This is a genomic window from Nocardia coffeae (assembly GCF_019890715.1).
GTDB lineage: Bacteria > Actinomycetota > Actinomycetes > Mycobacteriales > Mycobacteriaceae > Nocardia > Nocardia jiangxiensis.
In genome coordinates this window covers 153368-175630 of sequence record NZ_JAINZY010000005.1, presented here as the reverse complement: position 1 = coordinate 175630, position 22263 = coordinate 153368, and the positions used below count along the sequence as shown (strand labels likewise).

Below are 22263 nucleotides of genomic sequence, written 5' to 3'. Positions count from 1 at the left end.
TTCGGTCCGCTAGATTGAACGGGCTGTGCCCGGCTCCACTCGAGCGAGTGATTTCGTTGTGCGATGTCATCGCGGTACGGCCCGTGCCCGGAACAGAACCGAGAGAGGCCGTAGGGTTGCTGGCGAAATCCGCGCTGTTCGGCGTTCTGCTGACCGGCGCGCTGGTAGTGCCCGCCCCGGCCCGGTCGGCCCCGTTGCCCTGGCAGCCGCCACCCGAGAATTCCTGCGGGGAAACAGGTTTCGATCCGCGAGCGCGTGAACCCGATCCGCACGCAAAACCCGGGCCACTGCTGCCGCCCACCATCGACATTCCGGTGCCGGTCCCGAAGATCACGCCGGTGCCGGTGCCCGGTCCGCCGCCGAACAACACCCGGATCACTCCCGCGCCGCTGCCGAAGGATCCGTGCCGCAATCCGTGTCCGGACGTTCGCGATACGCCCAAGCCGCCGCCGCCCGCGACGAAACCCGAAAATCCTGCCCCGGCACCCAATTCCGGATCGGCAGCCGGTTCCGGAACCGGATCGGGCACCGGGTCCGGAACCGGATCGGGGCAGTTCAACCTGCCCAACATCCGGATCAAACCCGATATCGAGCCGATTCCGATTCCGGTGCCCGGCGGTCCCGCGCCGTCCCCGCAGAAGCCGCCGCCGACGGTGGTGCATCCGGCCGCGCCCGGTCCGGTCGCCGCGCCGCCCGCGCCGCGGACGGTGAGTTCGGTGGATCTCGTCGACCAGGTCACCGGTCACGGCTCGGCCAACCGCACCGATATGCGCTGGCAGGTCGACGGCACCGATCTGGGCATCATGTGGCAGACCAAGCCCGGACAGGTCGCGGTCCTGTTCGGCGACAGCTTCGGCAAGGGCTGGACCGGCGGCGGAGCGGGCGGCGACGATCAGGACTGGCGCAGCAATGTGCTGGGCTACAGCAGCAATCACGATCTGTCCGAGGGTCTGAAGATAGACACCATGGTGCAGGACAGCCGCTGCCACGCCGCGGAACTGCTGGACAGCCGCAAGATCGTCAACTTCGAGACCACCGTCATCCCGACCTCCGGATTCGCCCTGGGCAAGCGGCAGTACGTGAGCTACATGTCGGTGAACCACTGGAGCAAGATCCCCGGCATGTGGTGGACCAACGACGGCGGGCTGGCCTACTCCGACGATGACGGCAAGACCTGGGTCAAGGACCAATATGCCAAGTGGAACAACATGTTCGGGGTGGACCGGTTCCAGGTCGCGACGATGGTGCCGCACGGCGACTACGTCTACATGTTCGGCACGCCCAACGGGCGCATCGGCGTCATCGGACTGGCGCGGGTGCCGAAAGCCCAGGTACTCAACAAATCCGCGTACCAGTACTGGGTGAACGGGACCTGGGCCCCGGCGCAGGAGAACCTGGCCACCCCGCTGGTTCCGGGCATCGCGGGCGAATTGTCCGTGCGCTACGACGAATCCAGCCAACAGTGGCAGATGGTGTACCTCGATTCGCTGCGGCGCGCCATCGTGCTGCGCACCGCGCGGGAGCCGCAGGGCACCTGGACCGACGGTGTGCCGCTGGTGAACACCGACGACTATCCCACGGCCTACGGCGGTTTCATCCATCCGTGGTCCACGGGCAAGGATCTGTACTTCACCATTTCGGCCTGGAACAGCTACAACGTGTACCTCATGCACGCGACGCTGAATCAGCCGAAGGGGAAGTGATCAACACGGATAGACCTGTACCTCACCGGCTTTCACGGTGAAATACACCTCCTCGCCGGGGGTCAGGGACAGTTCGGCGACCGCCGCGGGGGTCAGATCCGCGACCACTCCGGGGCCGTCGGCCCGGTCCGCGGCGTGCACCCGGATCACGCCGCCACGGTCGGTGAGTTCGGCGATGCGGACGCGAAAGACGTTGCGCGGACTGCCCTCCGGACGTTCTCGATAGACCGCGACGGCGGCGGGGGAGAAGACCGCCGCGGCCCGCACGCCCGGCGTCCACGGTGCTCGGGCGCGGCCCTGGATCGTATCCGGACCGCAGCGCACGATGCCGATTCCCGAATCATCCAGGGATGCGGGCGCTTGCGCGGTGCCGATCATGAGATCGACGCCCGCGATGCGCGCGGCGAAGGCGCTGCGCGGCCGGGACAGCACCTCGGCGACCGGACCCTGCTCGACGATATGCCCGGATTCGACGACCAGGACGCGATCGGCGAGCGTCAGCGCGTCGACGATGTCGTGGGTGACCAGGATCGCGCTGGGTGCGGGACCTGCTCGCCTAGAGGACATTTCGGCATCGCGCAGGGCGCGACGCAGCAGGATGCGCATCGCGGGTGCGGCGGCCACGTCGAGTGCGGCCATCGGCTCGTCCAGCAGCACGACGCGCGGCTCCACGGCCAGCGCCCGAGCCAGCGCCACCCGTTGTGCCTGGCCGCCGGACAGCTCTCCCGGCCGCCGCCCGGCGAATTCGATCGCATCGACCGCGCGCAACCACTCCCGCGCCACCGCCGCGGCGGCCCGCGAACGCATTCCGCGACTGCGCGGCCCGAACGCCACATTCGCCGTCGCCGTCAGGTGCGGAAACAGCAGCGCGTCCTGGGCCAGCAACGACACCTGCCGCCGATGCGCCGGAACCGCAACCCCCGCACCGATATCGGTCAGCGACCGACCACCCAGCCGGACATGTCCCGTATCCGGCCGCACCAGTCCCGCAACGATTTCCAGCAACGTCGACTTGCCCGCACCATTGGGCCCCAGCACGGCCAGCACCTCACCCGGCGCGACCTGGAGTTCCACGTCCAGTCCGCGCTGCGCCAGCCGAACCGAAACCTCGAGCCCATCAGCGTCGTTCATGCGCGCCCGCCCCAACGCCACAGGCCCGCTGCCCATTCGCGGCCTTCCGGAACGCCGACGCGGCGGTAGGCGACCAGCACGATGAGTACGGCCATGAGCACCAGCAGCAGCGACAGCGCGACGGCGGCGCCGGGATCGTTCTCGCGCTGCAGGTAGATCTCCAAGGGCAGAGTGCGGGTGCGACCCTGCAGGCTGCCCGCGAAGGTGAGGGTCGCGCCGAATTCGCCCAGCGCGCGAGCGAAGGCGAGTACCGAGCCGGAAATGAGCGCGGGTCGCAACAGCGGCAGCGTGATTCGCCGCCACACGGTCGTCGGCGCGGCCCCGAGCGTGGCCGCGATCCGCTCGTACCGCTCACCGGAGGTGCGCATCGCCCCCTCCAACGTGATCACCAGGAACGGCAGCGCCACGAAGGACTGCGCGAGGACGACAGCCGTTGTACTGAAGGCGATCTCGACGCCCATCGCCTCGAGATGCCTGCCCAGCAGCCCGTACCGCCCGAACAGATACAGCAGCGACAACCCGCCGACGACCGGCGGTAACACCAAGGGCAGCAACACCATCGCCCGCAACACCGGCAGAATCTGCCACCGCACCCGGGCCAGCAGCACCGCCATCGGCACCCCCAGCACGACGCACACCAGGGTACTGGCCAGCGCCGTCTTCAGACTCAGCCACAACGCATCCCGCGACGCCTGCGAGGTCACCAACTCCCCGAAGTGCGGCCACTCCACCGCCCCCGTCAACGCCACCAACGGCCCGATCACGAACGCGAACCCCAGCAACGCCGGAACCAGCAACCACCGCGGCACCCCGGGCCCGGGCCCCCGCACCAGGACTCGCAGGCCACGCTGCACCGGGCCGACCCTCGTATGTCCTTCCCGCGCACCGACACCCGCGGCAGTCGGCTCCGGAACCCTCACCGAATCGTCACCACTCATGGACATCCCTCACCCGAGGTCGGCTCGGTACCGGCCGTGCGGGTCCCGGACCACGACACCGCACCGGGGCGCAGCGCCGTCGAACCATGTCCCTGCCTGCTCCGCGTCAGGGCGCGGGGGACAGCGTCATTCATCGCCGCGGCGCGGGATGGTCCGGCCGCCGAACGACGCTGTCCGCCGACGATCACGGTGCGCCGAATCCGGCCTTCGCCAGGGCCGCGCGCCCGTCGGGGCCGGTGACCAGCTCGTCGAACTGTTTCGCCAGCTCGGCGTGCTTCGAATCGGCAACTGCGGCAATGGGATAGGTGTTGACCGCACCGGAGGATTCGGGGAAGGAGACGGTGGTGACCTTGTTTCCCGCGCTGGACGCGTCGGTGACGTAGACCAGTCCGGCATCGGCGTCACCGGAGGTGACCTTGGCCAGCACATCGGTGACGTCGGATTCCTCACTGACCGGGGTCAGCGTGACGTGCGAGGCGGCCTCGACCTTCTTGGTCGCCGAACCACACGGCACCTGCGGTGCGCAGACCACGACCTTCAGGTCGGGATTGGCCAGGTCCGCCAGGGTCGCAACATGTTTCGGGTTGCCGGGCGGTGTGACGATGGTCAGCACGTTGGTCGCGAAGTTCCGCGGCTGCTCGGTGATCCGCTTGGTCTTCACCACCTTCTGCATGTTCGCGGTGTCCGCGGAGGCGAACACGTCCGCGGGCGCGCCCTGGTTGAGCTGCGCGGCCAGATCCGAGGATCCGGCGAAGGAGAAGCTCACCTTGGTGTTCGGATGTTCGGACTCGAACTTCTTGCCCAGATCCGCGAAGACGTGATTGAGCGAGGCCGCCGCGAACACGGTCACCGTGGTCGTCGAACCGCCCGAACTGCTCGAACCACAGCCCGCCAGCGCCGCACCCAGCGCCGCGGCCGTGATCACCACGCCCGCCCGGCGCGCGTACCTCATGCCGACGGCGTTTCGACCACCACCGTGGTCGCCTTCACGCTGGCCACCGCGACGCTGCCGGGCTCGAGCCCCAGCCTCCGCACCGACTCGCTGCTCATCAGGGATATCACCGTGAACGGCCCGCATTGCATCTCCACCTGTGCCATCACCCCGTCGGCCACCACCTTGGTGACCAGTCCGGGAAACCGGTTGCGGGCCGAGCTGGCCCCGCCCAGCGTCACCTGCGGCGGCCGCGCCTGCGCGACCGCCCATGCCGCCAGATCCCTGCCGTCGATCACCAGACGACCGGACGCGTCCTTGTGTGCGTCCAGTGCGCCGGTATCGATCCACCGGCGCACGGTGTCGTCGCTGACACCGAGCAGTTCGGCGGCGTCACGAATCCGCAGGTCGGGCATCAGTGAAGGATAGTTCCGCAGATTCGGTGGAAACAATGGCCGATCGTCCGAATCTGCGGATGAATTCGCGGCGAACACAGTAGGTGTAACCGAACCGCACCCCCGGATGTCACCGCCTGCCAGTACGCTCGGAGCAATCATGGCCACCTATTTCGATCCGAGATCCTGGTCGCCGTTGCGGGCCGTCGGACTCGGTAGGCGGCTGCTGGATCCGGGCTGGTTGGAACAGTGGAGTTCGTTCACCACCGCCTGGCTCGATCCGGTCGCCGACCTGGGCGCGGGCGCGGTCACCGCACTACTGCCCGATGTGCTGATGACGCTGCTGAGCGAGGGGATCCTGAGCCGGTTCGGCGGTCAGGTGATCAGCGCGACACTGCTCGGCAGCGATATGACCGCCACCCTGGAATCCCTCGAAGCCCGCCGCCGCGGCGCGCATTTCGAGACCAGGGCCATGCTGCGCGGGCTGCGCTGGAACCGTCATCCGATCGAGCGGATGACCGTCGTCGCGCACGGTGTGCGGCTGATTCCGGGTGTGCCGACGAAGGTGCGCAGCACCCATCTGGACATCACCGGCACCATCACCACCGCCGCGCTGATCGGCTGGCTGAACACCTGGCAGCTGGACTGGGAGCTGGGCGTGGGCGCCGGCGGGCTGATCACCGCGCGACATCGGCGGCTGCGCATTCAGGCGCTGGTGGATGCGTCGGTGACCAACGATCTGCTCACCGTCCAGGTCCGGCAGGCGAGCTGGATGGGTGTGCGAATCCCGCGGCGAGCGTTCGCCGTGACCCCGATACCGCTGAGCGACCTGCCGAAGCAGCTTTCGGTGCGGAGCGCGGAACGCGACGGTGAGCTGGTGCGATTCCACGTGGACGTGCCCGAGATCATCGGATCGTTCGATCTGGCGCAGATGCGCTCAGCCATCGTCGCGGGCACGACGCTGATCATCTTCTAGCGAGTCACCTTCCAGCGAGCTCGCGCAAGGACGCGAGCCCTACTGCCCGCCCGCGCTCCACCACTCCCGCAGCGCCGACTCGGCCTCCTCGCGCGTCATCGGACCGCGGTCCAGCCGCAACTCCTTCAGGAATCGCCAGGCCCGGCCGACCTGCGGTCCCGGTTCCAGGCCGAGCAGCTCCATGATGGCGTTGCCGTCCAGATCCGGGCGCACCCGCGCCAGATCCTCCTGCTCCTGCAGGCGTTCGATGCGCGCCTCGAGATCGTCGTAGGTGGCGCGCAGTGCGGCGGCGCGGCGCTTGTTGCGGGTGGTGCAGTCCGCGCGGACCAGTTTGTGCAGACGCGGCAGCAGTTCGCCGCCGTCGGTGACGTAGCGGCGCACCGCCGAATCGGTCCACTGCCCCTTGCCGTAGCCGTGGAAACGCAGGTGCAGGTAGACCAGACGGGCCACGTCCTCGGTGAACTGCTTCGGATACTTCAAGGCGCGCATCCGCTTTCGCACCATCTTGGCGCCGACCACCTCGTGATGGTGGAAGCTCACCCCGCCGCCCGCCTCGTTGCGTTTGGTCGGCGGTTTGCCGATGTCGTGCAGCAGCGCCGCCCAGCGCAGCACCAGGTCGGGATCGCCCTGTTCCTGGTCGATGGCCTGGCGCAGCACCGTCAGCGAATGCTGGTAGACGTCCTTGTGCTGGTGGTGCTCGTCGATCTCGAGTTTCATCGCGGGCACCTCGGGCAGGACCCGCTCGGCCAGCCCGGTCTCGCACATGATGTCGATGCCCTCGGTCGGGTGTTCCCCGGCGATCAGCTTGTCCAGCTCGGTACGCACCCGTTCCGCGGTGATCCGGCCGATCTCGTCGGCCATCATCGCCGTCGCGGTGCGCACCCGCGGTGCGAGTTCGAAGCCGAGCTGGGCGACGAATCGCGCACCGCGCAACATCCGCAGCGGATCGTCGTTGAACGAATCCTCCGGTGCGGCAGGGGTATCGAGCACACCGGCCAGCAGCGCGGACATGCCGTCGAGCGGATCGACGAATTCGAGCGCGCCGTCCGCGCCGATCCGCACGGCCATCGCGTTGACGGTGAAATCGCGTCGGACGAGATCGCCTTCGAGCGTGTCGCCGAAGGTCACCTCGGGATTGCGGGAGACCCGGTCGTAGCTGTCGCTGCGGAACGTGGTGATCTCCAGCTGCCATCCCGACTTGGACGCGCTGACCGTGCCGAACGCCAAACCGCCCGTGTCCCAGAGGTTGTCGGCCCACCCGCGCACGATCTGCTGCACGACCTGCGGCCGCGCGTCGGTGGTGAAGTCCAGGTCGGTGCCCAGCCGTCCGAGCACCGCGTCGCGCACACTGCCGCCCACCAGGTACAGCTGATGCCCGTGCGCGGCGAACATCTCCCCGAGCGGGGTCAGCACATCGGACACCCGCCCCAGCGTGATGGCCGCCGAGGCAAGCAATCTCGTACGCCGATCCTCCGGCGACAGCGGGACCGGCACTGCTACATCCTCGGACTTCGGCGAAACCACAGCCACGCAGCTTACTGACCGGAGAACCCGCGACCCCATCCGCAGCATCGAGACGGCGGACAACCGACGAAAGAGAAGGGGTACAGGAGTCGGTCGGGGGAGTCTTTCAGCTGCGCAGGTACGAAGCGCCGTTGAGGTCGACGATGGTGCCCGAGGCCCAGGCCGCGGCCGGTGACGCGAGAAAACGGACGGCCGCGGCGATCTCCTGCGGGGTGCCCACGCGCCCGAACGGGCTCTGGTCGCGGATCCGATCACCATCCGGACCGGCCAGTTTGGCGGTCTGCCGTTCGGTGGCGACGAATCCCGGGGCCACCGACGTCACGACGATGTCGTGTGGCGCCAGCGCCAGGGCCATCGACTGCCCGAAGGCGTGCAGGGCGGCCTTGCTCGCTCCATAGGCGGGAAAGTCCGGTTCGCCGCAGAACGCACCGCGCGATCCGACGTTCACGATGCTCCCGCCGACGCCGCGGTCGATGAGGTGCCGGGCCACCGCCCAGGTCACCTCGGCCGTCCCCAGCACGTTGACGTCCATCATGCGTCGCCAGATCTGCTGCCAAGCGTGCAGCGACACGTCGGCGACCGGATGGCGAGTGCTGTCCGCCGGGGCCACGGCCGCGTTGTTGATCAGGACATCGATGCCCCCGAGCGCCGTCACCGCCTCGCCCACGATCCGTTCGCCGGTACCCGGCTCGCCGAGATCACCCTCGATCAGCGTGTGCCCGTCGCCGGGCAACTGCCGCAACGTCTCCTCGGCGTCCGAGCGTCGGCTGGCGTACTGGACCGCCACCCGGTCACCCTGCTCGGCGAACGCCGCGGCGATCGCCCGCCCGATCCCCCGGGACGCGCCCGTGACCAGCACACCCCTCATCGCACGAACGCCGTCGACCGGAGCGGCCGGGTGGACAGTGGGACGGGACGACATGGCGCCCCTCCTCTCATGACGCGACGGGAAACAACCCCGTCCACCTTCCTCCCACCACCGGGAATTCCCGGCACCGCACCATCCGCACGAGCTGACGCGCCAGCAAGCGGCCTGCGTCAGCACCGACGCGTTGTGGCCACGAACACAGCGGTCACGTCACCAGGTCGGCGGCCGAGACAGTCACGACACCAAGCTGCGCACGCACGATCCTCAGCCACGACACCGACTCACACCCACCCGATTCCACCCCGTCCGTACACGCCACACAGCCACGACAACAACCTGCGCCCACAACAGGTCCACTGCCACAACACCACTCACAACACCGCCCGACACACGCACCCACAACGGTTTGCGGCCGGCTCGCCGTTGAGCGGTCGGCGCGTACGCGACGAAGGAGCAAGCGCCGGCCGCTCAACGGCGAGCCTGAGGGGCCGCAAACCCGCCGGAGCGAAGCGGAGGCCAAAGATTCAGCACAGCTAGACTGACCGGGTGTCTCCGGCCGATCGCGCGAACAGTCGACGCCGCCAACCCCGGCGCCGCGGTTCGGCCGGTAATGCGGCCAAACCGAGGATGCGCACTGTCCGCGAAACGTCCGCGGGCGGCCTGGTCGTGGACGGGCTGGACGGGCCCCGCGATAAACGCTGCGCCGCCCTGATCGGTCGTACCGACCGGCGCGGGCGGCTGCTGTGGTCGCTGCCGAAGGGACATATCGAACAGGGCGAGACCGCCGAACAGACCGCGGTGCGCGAGGTGGCCGAGGAAACCGGCATCAACGGTCTGGTCGTCGCCGAGCTCGGCAGCATCGATTACTGGTTCGTCACCGAGGGGCGCCGGGTACACAAGACGGTGCACCACTATTTGATGCGCTCGGTCGGCGGCGAGCTCTCGGACGCCGATATAGAAGTCACCCAGGTTGCCTGGGTTCCGCTCACCGACCTGGATTCCCGGCTGGCGTACGCCGATGAGCGCCGGCTGGCGGAGGTCGCGAACCGCCTGATCGACCGGATGGAGAACGGCAAACAATGACGCATGCGGGTCGGAGGCGTCAATGAGTCAGCTCATGGACGCCCCGCAGGCGCGGGCGCGCACACTGTCTCGACACCGCTGGGCGGCGATCCTCGCCGTCCTGGTCCTCGGGGTGCTGAGCCTCGGTCTGACCGGCCCGGCGGCCGCGGAGCCGTCGGGGGTCGGCGATTCCTCCTCGACGCCGAAGTTCCTCAAGCTCACGCTCGACTCGGTGTCGCCGAACACGGTCACCACCAGCAGTGATTCGGTGGTGACCATCACCGGGACGGTCACCAATATCGGTGATCGCATGGTGGACGACATCGAGATCCGAACCCAGCGCGCCGGTGCGATCACCGATCCGCGCGGGCTGCGTTCGGCGCTGCGGCTGGATCAGTCCAGTTATCCGGTCGCCACGCCGTTCGTGGATGTGGCGAATCGGCTGGGTCCCGGGCAGCGCAAGCAGTTCACGCTGCGGGTGGGCGTTCGGGCCGGTAGTAAAGGCACGCCGGGAAGTGCGCCGGTCACCGCGTCGCTGGATATCCCCGGTCCGGGGGTGTATCCGCTGCTGCTGAACGTCAACGGGACGCCCGCGTACGGCGGTCAGGCCCGCTTGGACGACGCACGTTTCCTGCTCCCGGTGCTGGGCCTGCCCTCGCCGGCGGGTGATTCGGATCAGAAGTCCGCACAATCTGTTTCGGCCCCGACCGACGCACCCGTCGCGACGACCATGCTGTGGCCGCTGGCCGACCGGCCGCGACTGGTGGCCGGAATCCCGGGATCGGTGAACGGCAAGGCACTGCTGACCGATGACGAACTGGCCGGTGAGCTGGCCACCGGCGGACGCCTGGATCAGCTGTTGGGCGCGCTGGAATCGGCGGTGCACCCCGATTCGGCCGGGACCTCGGCCAATGTCGCCAGTGCGCTGTGTCTGGCGGTGGATCCCGACCTGCTGCTCACCGTGTCGGATATGACCAACGGATATCGGGTGCTGGCCAGTCCGTCCGATCCGGACGGCCCGACTCGCGACGGCACCGGCACCGATGCCGCGAAGGCGTGGCTGAATCGGTTGCGCGCGCTGGCGCCGACGATGTGCACCGTCAGCCTGCCGTTCGCGCAGGTCGATCTGTCCGCCCTGGCCGCCGTGCACGATTCCGCATTGACCTCCCGCGCGATCTCCTCGCCGACCGATCTGGTCGACCAGATCCTGTCGATGCGGTCGGTGCACGGGGTGAGCCTGCCCGAGTCCGGCAGTATCGACTCCGATGCGGCGACGATGCTCGGCCAGCACGGTTTCACCTCCGCGGTGTTGGCCGACAACGCCGTCGCGCCCGCCGGGACGACCGGCACCTCGAGCAGCTCCGGTTCCTCGACGCACAGCGCGACGACGGTGTCGGCGAGTTCGAGCACCGCGACCCCCGCGACCGTTCGACTGCCCGGTCCGACACCGCCCGCCGCGCCGTCGAACGGGACCTCCACGCCCGATCCGGGGATGAAGGTGTCCACCTTCGACATCTGGCCCGCCACGGCGCTGGCCGCGGTCGGCTCCAATCCGCCGACGCCCGCGTTCACACCCGAGAACGTGCGTTACGACGTGGCCAAGGATTCGCGGACCGCACGTCTGCAGGACGCGCTCGGCGCGATGTCGTGGACCGCGCTCAGTCCGCAGCCGAATCGGCCCCGTTCGCAGCTGCTCATGCCACCGCAGCAGTGGAGCGCCAACCGGGACGAGGCCGCCACACTGCTGACCCAGTTGCAGACGCTGGTGCACAGCGGTCTGGCGACGCCGCGGTCGTTCCAGGATCTGCTTGCCGTCCAAGCGGATTCGCACCCGTACGAGGTGAGTCATCCGTCCGGCGCGTCGTCGGGCGCGGTGCCCGATAGTTTCGTCGCGCCGATTCAGCAGCAGGCCGGGCGGATCACCGATCTGACGAACACCCTGGTCGAGGTGCCACAACAGGAGCCGACCCCGCAGACCTTCGTGACCCCGCTGCGGGACGATCTGGTGCGGACGTTGTCGCTGTCCGATCGCACCAGCACCGGTTCGCAGGCCGATACCGCCGCGCAACGCCGTCTCGACCAGACCACCACCGCTCTGGACGGACTGTTCCGATCGGTCACCGTGCTGCCCCCGGGCGGGGTCTACACGCTGGCGTCGGAGCAGAGTCCGCTGCTGCTGGTCGCGCGGAACGAACTGCCCGTCGCGGCCCGGATCCGGTTCAAGATCGGCGTCCCGTCCGGGACCGACATCACCGATATCGGCGAACAGACCATCCCCGCGGAGGGCACCCGGTCGTTCCAGATCCCGACGAAAGTCAGCGACAGCCGAAGTCTGACGATTCCGATCTCCATTACCACACCCGACGGCATCGCGCTCGGCAACGCCACCTCGGTCAAGGTACGGTCCAACGCATACGGTTCAGCGTTGGCGATAATTACCGCATGTGCCGGTGCACTGCTGTTCCTGTTGGCCGGTCGCCGCTTGTGGCGGCGCTTCCGGGGACAGCCCGATCCGGCCGACGAGGGGTTGGACCCGGGGAAGCGACGCAGGCTGAACAGGTACCTGCGCGCGCGGACGCGGGTCCTGCAGCGACAGGAGACACCATGATCCAGTACAGCGATCGAGCGGACGGGGCCGGACACGGCACGACCGCTCGGGGTGTCCCGTCGTGCCCGGGTGAGTTCGCCGACGCGTCCGGGCCCGGCCGCCCGGCGCCGGGGGTCCGATGAGTGAATACGACGACCCTCGCCACCTGGATCCGGCCGGAGACGATTCGTCCCGGCGACGACCACCTGTCGCGCCGTGGGAGCGGGGGGCCGCCACGCCGGACCAGTTCGGCGAGCCGGAGCCGCCGCAGCCGCAGTCCCCGCCGCTGCGGGTGCCGCTGACCGGACCCATTCCCCAGGTATCGCAGGCCGATCCGCGCGGACCGGAACAGGCGCCGCCGGGCGGAGCCGTACGAGGCGTCCCGCCGGACCGCCGGACCGCCGACCGGATGCCGCCGAGCGGAACCATGCGTCAGTCCCCGCCGAACGGTGCGGACCGCCGTCCTCCGCCGGACCGCATGCCACCCGGTCCGGACCAGCGTCCGCCCAGCGGAACCATGCGCCGGGTACCGCCACCGGACCAGATGCCCCCGAGCGGGACGCCGCGACGAGTACCCCCGAACGCCCCCGATCAGCGGCCGCCGAGCGGAACCATGCGACGGGTCTCGCCGGGCGAACCCGACATGCCGCCCAGCGGAACCGTCCGGCGAGTACCTCCCGCCGGCCCCGACCAGACACCCCCCGGCGAGCCCCCGCGCCGCCCGCGCCCGGCCGGACCCGACCAGCGTCCACCCAGCGGAACCATGCGCCGGGTGCCTCGGGGCGAACCCGATCAGCGGCCCCAGGACGACGCCGCACGACAGGCGCGCCCGCCGGTACCCGATCGACAACCGCCGAGCGGAACCATGCGCCGCGTGCCGCCGGCCGGATCGGACCAGACGCCTCCGGACGAAACCGGCCGCCGGACTCGCCGAGGCGGACCGGACCAACGCCCGCCCAGCGGGACCATGCGTCGAGTGCCTCCGGGCGGCCCGGACCAGACGCCCCCGGACGAAACCGGCCGCCGGACTCGCCCGGCCGGTCCGGACCGGCGTCCGCCCACCGGGTCCATGCGACAGACGCCCCCGGACCGCCGGACCGACGAACCCGGACCGCCGACCGGAGCCACCCGCCGGACACGGGGTGGACCGGTCCGCCGGACAGCCCAGGACCAGCCGCCTTCCGGTCCGATCCGGCCGGACCAGCAGCCGCCCACCGGTGCGCGCCGCCGTGTTCCGCCGCAGGGCAGACCGCCCGCACCGGCGAGCGGACCGATCCGGCAGACCCCGTCCGGCGAACCCGAGGACAGGGGACAGCGGGGTCGCCGGACCGCCTCCGGTCAACAGGCCCCGCCCGGACAGCAGCCCCGACGCCGCCGGTCGGCGGAAGGACGGCCCGGACCGCAACGCGTGCCCGCCCGGACCGAACGGTCCGAGTCCAGCGCGACCGCGCAGCAGACCGAGGCCAAACCGGCGAGTTCGAATTCGCGGTTGCTCAGCGCCACCGGTTCGATCGCGATCGCCACACTCATCAGCCGGATCACCGGATTCGGTAAGCAGGCGCTGCTGCTCATGGCGCTCGGCCCCGCGGTCGCGAGTGCGTACACGGTCTCCAGCCAGATCCCGACGATGATCGAACAGTTGGTTCTGGGTGCGGTGCTGACCGCGTTCGTGGTCCCGACCCTCATCCGCGCGCAGAAAGAGGATCCCGATCGCGGCGCGGCGTTCATCCGGCGGCTGTTCACCACGGCCGCCGTGCTGCTGGGCACGGCCGCGGTGGTGTGTACCGCGATGGCCCCGGTGCTGACCAGGTATCTGTTCCTCACCCACGACGGCAAGGTCAGTACCGGACTGACCACCGCGCTGGCCTACCTGCTGATCCCGGCCGTGCTGTTCTACGGCATGTCATCGCTGTTGATGGCGGTGCTCAACACCCACGAGATCTTCAAGCCCGGCGCCTGGGCGCCCGTGCTGAACAATCTGACCACGCTGGTCGTGCTGGGCCTGTACATGCTGTTGCCCGGCGAGATCTCGCTGGACCCGGTCCGGATGGGGCAGCCGAAACTGCTGCTGCTGGGCTGCGGTATCACCTTCGGCGTCTTCGTACAGGTCGCGAGCATGGTCCCGGCGATCCGGCGAACCGGTATCGACCTGCGGCCGCTGTGGGGTATGGACGCCCGGCTCAAGCAGTTCGGCGGCATGGCCAGCGCGGTCGTACTCTACGTGCTGATCAGCCAGGTCGGATTCGTCTTCGCCACCCGGGTCTCCTCGCACTGGGATGTGGCGGGCCCGGCGATCGTCAACCAGGCCTGGCTGCTGCTGCAGCTGCCCTACGGCGTGCTGGGCGTCACCGTGCTGACCGCGATCATGCCCCGGCTCAGTCGCAACGCCGCCGACGACGACACTCCCGCGGTGGTCGACGATCTCGGCGCCGCGACCCGGTTGACCATGATCGCCCTGGTGCCGGTGGTGCTGTTCCTGACCGTGGCCGGGCCACAGGTCGGCGAGGTGCTGTACGGCTACGGCCATTTCGGTCACGACAACGCGCACCGGCTGGGCGAGGCGGTCAGCTGGTCGGCCTTCACCCTGATCCCGTACGCGTTGGTACTGATCCACCTGCGCGTCTTCTATGCCCGCGAACAGGCCTGGACACCGACCTGGATCATCCTGGGCATCACCGCGGTGAAGATCCTGGTCTGCGTGATCGCACCGCTGGTCGTCAGTCCGGACCAGGTGGTGATGGCGCTGAGCATGGCCACCGGCCTGGGCTTCCTGGCCGGCGCGGTGATCGGCGGCTGGCTGCTGCACCGCAGCCTGGGCGATCTGCGAATGTCGAACGTCGGCCGCACGGTGACCCGAGTGGTGCTGGCGTCGGTCGCCGGTGCCGCGGTCACGGTGATCATCGATCAACTTCTGGGAGTGTCGCGGCTGCATCACGGGCTCGGTTCGCTGTTCCGGGTCGGCGTCGACGGCATCGTGATGTTCGGCGTCGCCTTCGGCCTGATGCGGCTGGTCGGCATTCCGGAGATCGTCGCGATCACCGTCGCGATCTCCCGCAAGCTGGGCTTCACTCCGCCCGCGCCCGACCTGGACCTCGACGGTCCGGCGGGCGACGATCACGAGACGATGCTGCTGCCACGGCCCGAACTGGCGCAGCCGTACTACTACCGGTACGACCCGTACACCGACGCGCAGACCATGGTGCTGCCCGTCATCCGGCCGGACGCGGTTGACCGTACCGGCGGGGGCGAGTTCCCGTACCCTGTTCGGCAGAGAAACGCAAATGCCGATCCCGGCGGTCGCGGAGAAGCGAATATCACTTCCTCCGCAGCTCCAGGGCTCGGCCGGGTCGGCGACGGGCCGGGTGCGCCGCCGGCATATGGGACTTCGACACACCAGGGCGAAGGAGGAACGAGGGTGAGCGACGATGCGGCGGGCGGCGTCCCTGCCGCGCAAGCCGATGCCACCGCAGCGAGCGCGGTGCGCACCGAGGACGTCGTGCCCGGCGAGGTTCCCCCGGATGATCCGGGTGAGCGGACGGAATCGGCCGAGGCCGGCAGCTATGCCGAGGCCGCTGCCGACTCCGCGGACGACGGGCATGCGCAGGACGAACGACCACACGATCCGACCTACGACACCGGCATGCTGCCGGTGGGTTCCCCCGAGATGCCGCCGATGCGCGTCGAATCGCCGTCCAAGCGGTCGCAGCGCGGTCCGAAGCTGATCCCGGGCGCCTCGGTCGCCGGTGGCCGCTACCGGCTGCTGGCCGACTGCGGCGGTGCCCGCGGTCTGCGGTTCTGGCAGGCGCTGGATGTGAAGCTGGACCGCGAGGTCGCGCTGACCTTCGTGGACGCCGATCAGAAGGCCGCCGACAACTCGGGGCACGACGGCCCGCAGGCGATCCTGTCCCGCACGTTGCGGCTGGGCCGGATCAACTCCCCGGGCCTGGCCCGCGTGCTGGACGTGGTGCGCGGCAGCTCCGGCGGCATCGTGGTGGCCGAGTGGACTCCCGGACGGTCACTGCGCGAGATGGCCGAGACCAGGCCCTCACCGATCGGCGCAGCCCGCGCGGTCCGTGCTCTTGCCGCGGCGGCCGAACTGGCCCATCGCGGCGGTGGTTCGCTGTCCATCGACCATCCGGATCGGGTGCGGATCAGCGCGTCCGGCGATGCGGTGCTGGCCTTCCCCGGCACGCTCGGCGATTCGGACGCGCAGTCCGATGTGCGTGGTCTGGGCGCGATGCTGTACGCGCTGATCACCGCGCGCTGGCCGATCCGCACCGGCGGGTTGAGCGGCGCGGCCGCCACCGTGGGCGGGCTGAAACTGGCCGATTCCGGCCCCGACGGCTCGCCGGTCGAGCCGCGGCAGATCCGGCCGGAGACTCCGTTCGAGATCTCCGCGGTCGCGGTCCGCTCGCTGGAGTCGAACAAGGGTGTGCGCACTGCGGCGACGGTTCAGCACGTGCTCGAGCAGGCCTCGGTGGTCGATCAGAAGACCGATTTCATCCCGGTACTGCGACTGGGGCAGCGCGCGCAGGCGCTACCCGACGAATCGCTGGCCGATCCGGAACTGCTCGCCGCGGAGAAGGAACGCTCGCAGCGGATGATGTGGATCCTGGTCGGGCTGGGTGTGCTGGCGGCGCTGGTGGTCGGGGTGATCATCTGGTGGCTGCTGAGCGTCTTCGCACCGCCCACCTCCAACGCCCCCCTGGACGACCAGCGCAAACTCGGTCTGACCACGGCAGCGGTGGCCCCGGCCCCCTCGAACGCGGCCACCTCGGCGCCGGCGAGCAGCGTTGCCGCCGGCACCGGGGTGCCGGTCCCGCTGACCGCGGCCACCGTGTTCTCCCCCGAGGGCACCCCGGACGACCCGAGTCACGTCTCGGCGGTGCTGGACGGCAATCCGACCACGACGTGGCGCACCGACCAGTACTTCCAGCAGTTCCCGTCGCTGAAGAAGGGCGTGGGCATCCTGACCACCCTGGGCAGCCCGAGCAAGCTGACCAAGGTGAGCATCAATTCGCCGAGTGCGGGCACGGTCGTCGAGGTCCGCACCTCGCCGACCGCCTCGCCCACGCTCGATCAGACCCAGCTGATCGGCCAGGCCACCCTCGGCAACGGCACGACCAACATCCCCGTACACGGCGATCAGCCGGTGAGCTACGTACTCATCTGGATCACCTCGCTGGCCCACTCGGGCAATCAGTACCAGTCGCAGATCGCCGATATCCGCTACGAAGCCGCCCGCTGATCCACTCTGGTTGCCTGCCCTTCGAACCTGCCGATATGATTCTCAGCGCGCTCTCAGCAGGGGAGCTTCCCGGGATCTGACGCCGCGGTCCTGGACGAGCGGTATGGGCAGATGTTCGATACAGGGCATCGTGCTGTCGAGAGCGCTGTGCCAAGGGGTATGTGTTGCCGTTTGAAGCGATCGAGCGATCCAGCGGGGGGACGTCGGAGGCGTCCGCTGTAGGCAGACGCCCGATCGATCCGGCCACGGCCACCGATGTCGAACTCCTCGATGCCCATGTCGCGGGTGATCGCGACGCATTCGGCGTGCTGTTCCGCCGCCACTACAACCACCTGTGGCAACTGGCCGTGCGCACCTGCCGGATCCAGGAGGATGCGGCGGATTCGCTGCAGGATGCCCTGTGGTCCGCGCACCGCAATGCCGCGCGATTCCGCGGCGACGCCGAAGTGCGCAGCTGGCTGCACCGGATCGTGCTCAACGCCTGCCTGGATCGCATGCGGCGCAACAAGTCCCGTTACAGCGTGTCGCTGTCCGACGAGAGCGTCGCCGAGCCCGTCGTGGAACGCGACGACATCGCCAGGCTCGAGGTATCGATGCTGGTCGACAACGCGCTGATGCGGCTGCCCGACGATCAGCGCGCGGCGCTGGTGGCGATCGATATGGAAGGGTATAGCGTTGCGGAAGCGGCGCAGTTGCTGAGCGTCGCCGAGGGGACGATCAAGAGCCGGTGCGCGCGCGGCCGCAAGCGACTCCAACAGGAGTTGGAATTCCTGCGGAATCCTGGGAACCGGATGTAGTCGAGATGCGTCATTACTAATGACGGACAAATTCCGTCATACTGGCAGGCTCCGTCCGTGACGGGGCGGCGAGTACCAACTTTTTCACACGGCCCACCCCGGAGAGGCGATGGATGACAAGGGCGAAGCCGCCGAGCATCGGCGCCGACCCGGGGTGAGCGATTCGGACGACGCAGGAGGTTCGATGGCGGCACGCTCGGCTCCGCAACCTCCCTACTCCACGGATCTCCTGGCCGATCTGCACGCCGACAATGTCGCCCCCGATCTCTCCGAACAGCTCTGGCCGCAGGTCCGGCGCGATCCGGAAGCCCTGCGATTCCTCCGCTCACTCGACGACGTCACCACGGAATTGCGGAGTCTGGGCCAGGAGTCCGCGATTCTGCATCCGATGCCCACCCAGGTCACCGCGCGGCTTGACGCACTACTGGACCAGCTCTCCTGCGGTAACGCCGCGGTAGCCGCCGATCCGGCCGCACCGGATCCCGAACCGGCCGAACACGTCGCGACCGTGCATCGCCTGCCCGTGGCCCGTCCGGCCCAGGGGCCACCGAGAACGCACCCCCTGCCGGTCCTGGACCCAGAGCACCCCGACGCCGATATCGCGCCTGCCGACGGCGAGCCGATACCCCTGCGCGCCGACCGGCGACGCTGGCGCTGGCTCGCCGCGGCGGCCGCCGCCGTGGTCGTCGTGGCCGGATCGCTGATCACGGTGGATGCCCTGCGGAGCCAGCAGAGCCCGCCGACCGCGCTGCCCACTCAGCAGTCCGGCGGCGACAACGTCCAGATCTCCGACGATCTCCCGGTCTCCCAGTTGCTCGGCGCCATGGGCCGCCGGGATCTGAGCGGTCCGCTCGCCGATCACGCGGCCCTGGTCGGCTGCGTCAGCGCAGCCGGTCTGGACCGGTCGATACTCGGCGCGATGAACGCCACCTACCACGGTGAGCCCGCGGTGCTGATCCTGCTCACCGGCCCGAATTCGCCCAAGATCACCGCGCTCATCGTCGGCCGGGATTGCGGTCCGGGCAATCCGCACGTGTTGGTGACCCAGGACATCGGCTGAGCGGTATCAGCCGGCCACCGCGCGATGCGGTCCGGCTCACACCCTGTGTGCTGGCCGTTCGGGGGCGGGAACAACAGCGTTTACCCTGTTGTTGACCGACACGCCTGTTGAAACTTTCTTCGGAAGGGCCTCATGAGTACGCAAGTTCGCGACCTGATCATCGTCGGCTCCGGCCCCGCCGGCTACACCGCCGCGGTCTACGCCGCGCGCGCCGAGCTCGAACCATTGCTGTTCGAGGGCACCCAGTTCGGCGGCGCGCTGATGACAACGACCGAGGTGGAGAACTTCCCCGGCTTCCGCGAGGGCATCATGGGCCCCGATCTCATGGACGAGATGCGCGAGCAGGCCAAGCGTTTCGGCGCGGACATTCGCACCGAGGACGTCGACGCGCTGGACCTGTCCGGCCCGATCAAGAAGGTCACCGTCGGCGACGAGACCTATCAGGCCTACGCGGTCATCCTGGCCATGGGCTCGGCGGCCCGCTACCTCGACGTTCCGGGCGAGCAGCAGCTGCTCGGCCGCGGCGTGAGCGCCTGTGCCACCTGTGACGGGTTCTTCTTCAAGGGCCAGGACATCGTCGTGGTCGGCGGTGGCGACTCGGCCATGGAGGAAGCGATCTTCCTCACGAAATTCGCCTCGAGCGTCACGATCGTGCACCGCCGCGAGGAGTTCCGCGCCTCCCGCATCATGCTCGAGCGCGCCCGCGCGAACGAGAAGATCCGTTTCGTGCTGAACTCCGGAGTGGCACAGGTGAACGGGGAGAACAGTGTCACCAGCCTGACCCTGCGCGACACGCGGACCGGCGAGACCTCCGAACTCGCCGCGACCGGCCTGTTCGTCGCGATCGGCCACGACCCGCGCAGCGAATTGGTCCGCGGCCAGGTCGATCTCGACTCCGAGGGCTATGTGCAGGTCAACGACCCGAACACCTACACCTCGCTGCCCGGCGTGTTCGCCGCGGGCGATCTGGTCGACCACACCTACCGGCAGGCCATCACCGCGGCCGGCACCGGCTGCCGCGCGGCGATCGACGCCGAGCGCTGGCTCGCCGAACAGGGCGACATCACCAGCAACACGCTCGACAATGCCGACAAGCCGGTCGAAGTCTCCGCCAACTGATCCACCGCTCGAGGAGTTCATCACGATGTCCGATGCCACGAAGACCGTCACCGACGCCACCTTCGCACAGGATGTACTGGGTAGCGACAAGCCCGTACTGGTCGACTTCTGGGCGGACTGGTGCGGCCCGTGCAAGATGGTCGCCCCCGTGCTGGAGGAGATCGCGGCCACCCACAGCGACAAGCTGACCATCGCCAAGATCGACGCCGACGCCAACCCGACCACCTCGCGGGACTACGGAGTCATGGCACTGCCCACGATGATCCTGTTCTCCCAGGGCAAGGAGACCAAGCGGATCACCGGCGCCAAGGGGAAGGCCGCGCTGCTGCGCGAGCTCGACGGCGTCATCTGACAAGCATTCGCCTCACAGCGGCGGCGGCACGGGTTAGTATTTCGTCGCCGTCCGCTGGGCGCGTGTGCTTTTCGCACGGCCAGCGAGACTCCGTGGTTACGCAAAGACGCGCCAACTCCGGGGTAGGATCCTCTGCACTCGCCAGAATTGCAGAAATTCGGTCCGGGTCTGAGACAATCGACCGACGTTCCGGACGTGTGCCCCGCGGGGATCGCGCCCTGGCACACCCCCGAAAGAGCTTCGGGAGTGGACGGTCCCAGAAATGGGTACCCGGGTTGGCGGAAGGAAAGGGCTCTCACGCATGCACCGACTTCGTCACGGCGATACCGGTCCAGCCGTAACAGAGGTTCGGAGCACCCTCGCAAGTCTCGGTTTCCTCCACATGCATCCGCACGGAGCAGACCGTTCCGACGGCCATGGTGAGTTCTGGAAAGAGACGGACGGCGTCTTCGATCACGATCTCGATTCCGCTGTGCGCGCGTTCCAGCAGCACCGCGGACTGCTCGTCGACGGCGTCGTGGGTCCGGCCACCTATCGCGCACTCAAGGAGGCGTCCTACCGCCTCGGTGCGCGCACCCTGATCTATCAGCTCTCCGCCCCGCTGTACGGCGACGATGTGGCCACACTGCAGCGTCGTCTGCAGGATCTGGGCTTCTACGTCCATCGTGTCGACGGCTACTTCGGCCCGCAGACGCACGATGCGCTGACCGCGTTCCAGCGCGAGATCGGCCTGTCCGCGGACGGCATCTGCGGTCCGGACACGCTGCGTTCGCTGGATCTGTTGGGCGCCCGCGTCACCGGTGGCAATCCGCACCGGATCGCGGAGGAGGAGGTCGTGCACCGGGCCGGGCCGCAGCTGACCGGTAAGCGGATCGTCATCGACCCTGGGATGGGCGGGCCCGACAAGGGCGTCACCGTGCCAACCGAATTCGGCGACGTCTACGAGTCGGAGATCCTGTGGGATCTGGCGAGTCGGCTCGAGGGCCGGATGGCCGCAACCGGCATGGAGACGTTCCTGTCCCGGCCGTGGGGCGCGAATCCGACCGATGCCGAACGCGCGGAGATCTCCAACACCTTCGACGCGGATCTGATGATCTCGCTGCGTTGCGCGACCAACCCCAGCACTCTGGCCAGCGGTGTCGCCAGCTTCCACTTCGGCAATTCGCACGGTTCGGTGTCGATGATCGGTCAGGTACTGGCCGGATTCATCCAGCGCGAAATCGTCGCTCGCACATCGCTGCAGGACTGCCGCACCCATTCACGCACCTGGGATCTGCTGCGCCTGACCAAGATGCCGACCGTTCAGGTCGACATCGGCTATCTCACCAACGATTACGACGCATCGGTGCTGACCAACCCGCGGATGCGCGATGTGATCGCCGAGGCGATCCTCATCTCGGTGAAGCGCCTGTACCTCCTGGGCCAGGACGACCAGCCCACCGGCACGTACACCTTCGCCGAACTCCTCGCGGAAGAACTGGCCGCAGCAGATTCCAACTAGGTCACCCGGCTCTCCGCGACTCGAGCGAGTCCCCGGCGCGGGATGGATCCGGCCGCCGGACACGTACCGCT

At 68.8% G+C, this 22263-nt stretch carries 16 protein-coding genes; 10 read left to right on the top strand and 6 right to left on the bottom strand.

What is annotated here, in order from left to right; all coding sequences use genetic code 11:
- Positions 1-83: 83 nt before the first annotated feature.
- Positions 84-1703, top strand: coding sequence for a glycoside hydrolase family 183 protein (locus K7711_RS20470; RefSeq protein WP_372460167.1), 1620 nt, complete (start codon positions 84-86; stop codon positions 1701-1703).
- On the opposite strand, the gene K7711_RS20465 is transcribed toward K7711_RS20470, so the two are convergent.
- The 4 genes from K7711_RS20465 to K7711_RS20450 form a co-directional block, all read right to left on the bottom strand.
- Complete coding sequence (locus K7711_RS20465) at positions 1704-2834, bottom strand: sulfate/molybdate ABC transporter ATP-binding protein (RefSeq protein ID WP_222971039.1); 1131 nt, start codon at positions 2832-2834, stop codon at positions 1704-1706.
- A complete protein-coding gene (locus K7711_RS20460; RefSeq protein WP_222971038.1) occupies positions 2831-3772 on the bottom strand; it encodes an ABC transporter permease in 942 nt (313 codons plus the stop codon). The genes K7711_RS20465 and K7711_RS20460 overlap by 4 nt, the downstream gene beginning before the upstream one ends.
- Positions 3773-3956: 184 nt before the next feature.
- Positions 3957-4724 carry a molybdate ABC transporter substrate-binding protein gene (gene modA, locus K7711_RS20455; protein WP_222971037.1) on the bottom strand — a complete coding sequence of 256 codons (768 nt, stop codon included), beginning with the start codon at positions 4722-4724 and terminating at the stop codon, positions 3957-3959.
- Positions 4721-5119, bottom strand: a complete 399-nt coding sequence (locus K7711_RS20450; protein ID WP_222971036.1) for a TOBE domain-containing protein — start codon at positions 5117-5119, stop codon at positions 4721-4723. The genes modA and K7711_RS20450 overlap by 4 nt, the downstream gene beginning before the upstream one ends.
- Before the next feature lie 139 nt (positions 5120-5258).
- Between K7711_RS20450 and K7711_RS20445 the strand changes: the two genes are divergently transcribed.
- Complete coding sequence (locus tag K7711_RS20445) at positions 5259-6074, top strand: hypothetical protein (RefSeq protein WP_040829266.1); 816 nt, start codon at positions 5259-5261, stop codon at positions 6072-6074.
- Positions 6075-6113: 39 nt separating this feature from the next.
- On the opposite strand, the gene K7711_RS20440 is transcribed toward K7711_RS20445, so the two are convergent.
- Entirely contained in the window at positions 6114-7529 is a 1416-nt protein-coding gene (locus K7711_RS20440; protein ID WP_372460174.1) for a CCA tRNA nucleotidyltransferase, read from the bottom strand.
- Between the two features lie 175 nt (positions 7530-7704).
- Positions 7705-8520: an SDR family NAD(P)-dependent oxidoreductase gene (locus tag K7711_RS20435; RefSeq protein WP_235747507.1), complete on the bottom strand. Its 816-nt coding sequence runs from the start codon at positions 8518-8520 to the stop codon at positions 7705-7707.
- 492 nt (positions 8521-9012) lie between these two features.
- Here K7711_RS20435 and K7711_RS20430 point away from each other — a divergent pair, with 492 nt between their 5' ends.
- The 8 genes from K7711_RS20430 (at position 9013) to K7711_RS20395 (ending at position 22192) form a co-directional block, all read left to right on the top strand.
- Positions 9013-9549 (top strand): NUDIX hydrolase, encoded by a 537-nt coding sequence (locus tag K7711_RS20430; RefSeq protein ID WP_063713138.1) that lies wholly within the window; start codon positions 9013-9015, stop codon positions 9547-9549.
- Positions 9550-9571: 22 nt separating this feature from the next.
- Complete coding sequence (locus K7711_RS20425) at positions 9572-12136, top strand: DUF6049 family protein (RefSeq protein WP_235747506.1); 2565 nt, start codon at positions 9572-9574, stop codon at positions 12134-12136.
- A gap of 1387 nt (positions 12137-13523) precedes the next feature.
- Positions 13524-17363 (top strand): murein biosynthesis integral membrane protein MurJ, encoded by a 3840-nt coding sequence (locus tag K7711_RS20420; RefSeq protein WP_443678101.1) that lies wholly within the window; start codon positions 13524-13526, stop codon positions 17361-17363.
- A 233-nt stretch (positions 17364-17596) separates the two neighbouring features.
- Positions 17597-18160 (top strand): RNA polymerase sigma factor SigM, encoded by a 564-nt coding sequence (gene sigM, locus K7711_RS20415; protein ID WP_222971289.1) that lies wholly within the window; start codon positions 17597-17599, stop codon positions 18158-18160.
- 109 nt (positions 18161-18269) lie between these two features.
- Complete coding sequence (locus K7711_RS20410) at positions 18270-19220, top strand: RsmA family anti-sigma factor (RefSeq protein WP_222971035.1); 951 nt, start codon at positions 18270-18272, stop codon at positions 19218-19220.
- 132 nt (positions 19221-19352) lie between these two features.
- Positions 19353-20339 (top strand): thioredoxin-disulfide reductase, encoded by a 987-nt coding sequence (trxB, locus tag K7711_RS20405; protein WP_222971034.1) that lies wholly within the window; start codon positions 19353-19355, stop codon positions 20337-20339.
- Between the two features lie 25 nt (positions 20340-20364).
- Positions 20365-20691, top strand: a complete 327-nt coding sequence (gene trxA / locus K7711_RS20400) for a thioredoxin (RefSeq protein WP_222971033.1) — start codon at positions 20365-20367, stop codon at positions 20689-20691.
- Between the two features lie 301 nt (positions 20692-20992).
- Positions 20993-22192 (top strand): N-acetylmuramoyl-L-alanine amidase, encoded by a 1200-nt coding sequence (locus K7711_RS20395; RefSeq protein ID WP_040829274.1) that lies wholly within the window; start codon positions 20993-20995, stop codon positions 22190-22192.
- The last annotated feature ends 71 nt before the right edge of the window (positions 22193-22263 follow it).

What these genes read in the sequence shown, in the direction of transcription:
- K7711_RS20465 (WP_222971039.1), bottom strand. Translation starts at nt 2,834, where the DNA reads ATGAACGACGCTGATGGGCTCGAGGTTTCGGTTCGGCTGGCGCAGCGC.
- K7711_RS20460 (WP_222971038.1), bottom strand. Translation starts at nt 3,772, where the DNA reads ATGAGTGGTGACGATTCGGTGAGGGTTCCGGAGCCGACTGCCGCGGGT.
- modA (WP_222971037.1), bottom strand. Translation starts at nt 4,724, where the DNA reads ATGAGGTACGCGCGCCGGGCGGGCGTGGTGATCACGGCCGCGGCGCTG.
- K7711_RS20450 (WP_222971036.1), bottom strand. Translation starts at nt 5,119, where the DNA reads ATGCCCGACCTGCGGATTCGTGACGCCGCCGAACTGCTCGGTGTCAGC.
- K7711_RS20445 (WP_040829266.1), top strand. Translation starts at nt 5,259, where the DNA reads ATGGCCACCTATTTCGATCCGAGATCCTGGTCGCCGTTGCGGGCCGTC.
- K7711_RS20435 (WP_235747507.1), bottom strand. Translation starts at nt 8,520, where the DNA reads ATGTCGTCCCGTCCCACTGTCCACCCGGCCGCTCCGGTCGACGGCGTT.
- K7711_RS20425 (WP_235747506.1), top strand. Translation starts at nt 9,572, where the DNA reads ATGAGTCAGCTCATGGACGCCCCGCAGGCGCGGGCGCGCACACTGTCT.
- K7711_RS20410 (WP_222971035.1), top strand. Translation starts at nt 18,270, where the DNA reads ATGGATGACAAGGGCGAAGCCGCCGAGCATCGGCGCCGACCCGGGGTG.
- trxB (WP_222971034.1), top strand. Translation starts at nt 19,353, where the DNA reads ATGAGTACGCAAGTTCGCGACCTGATCATCGTCGGCTCCGGCCCCGCC.
- trxA (WP_222971033.1), top strand. Translation starts at nt 20,365, where the DNA reads ATGTCCGATGCCACGAAGACCGTCACCGACGCCACCTTCGCACAGGAT.
- K7711_RS20395 (WP_040829274.1), top strand. Translation starts at nt 20,993, where the DNA reads ATGCACCGACTTCGTCACGGCGATACCGGTCCAGCCGTAACAGAGGTT.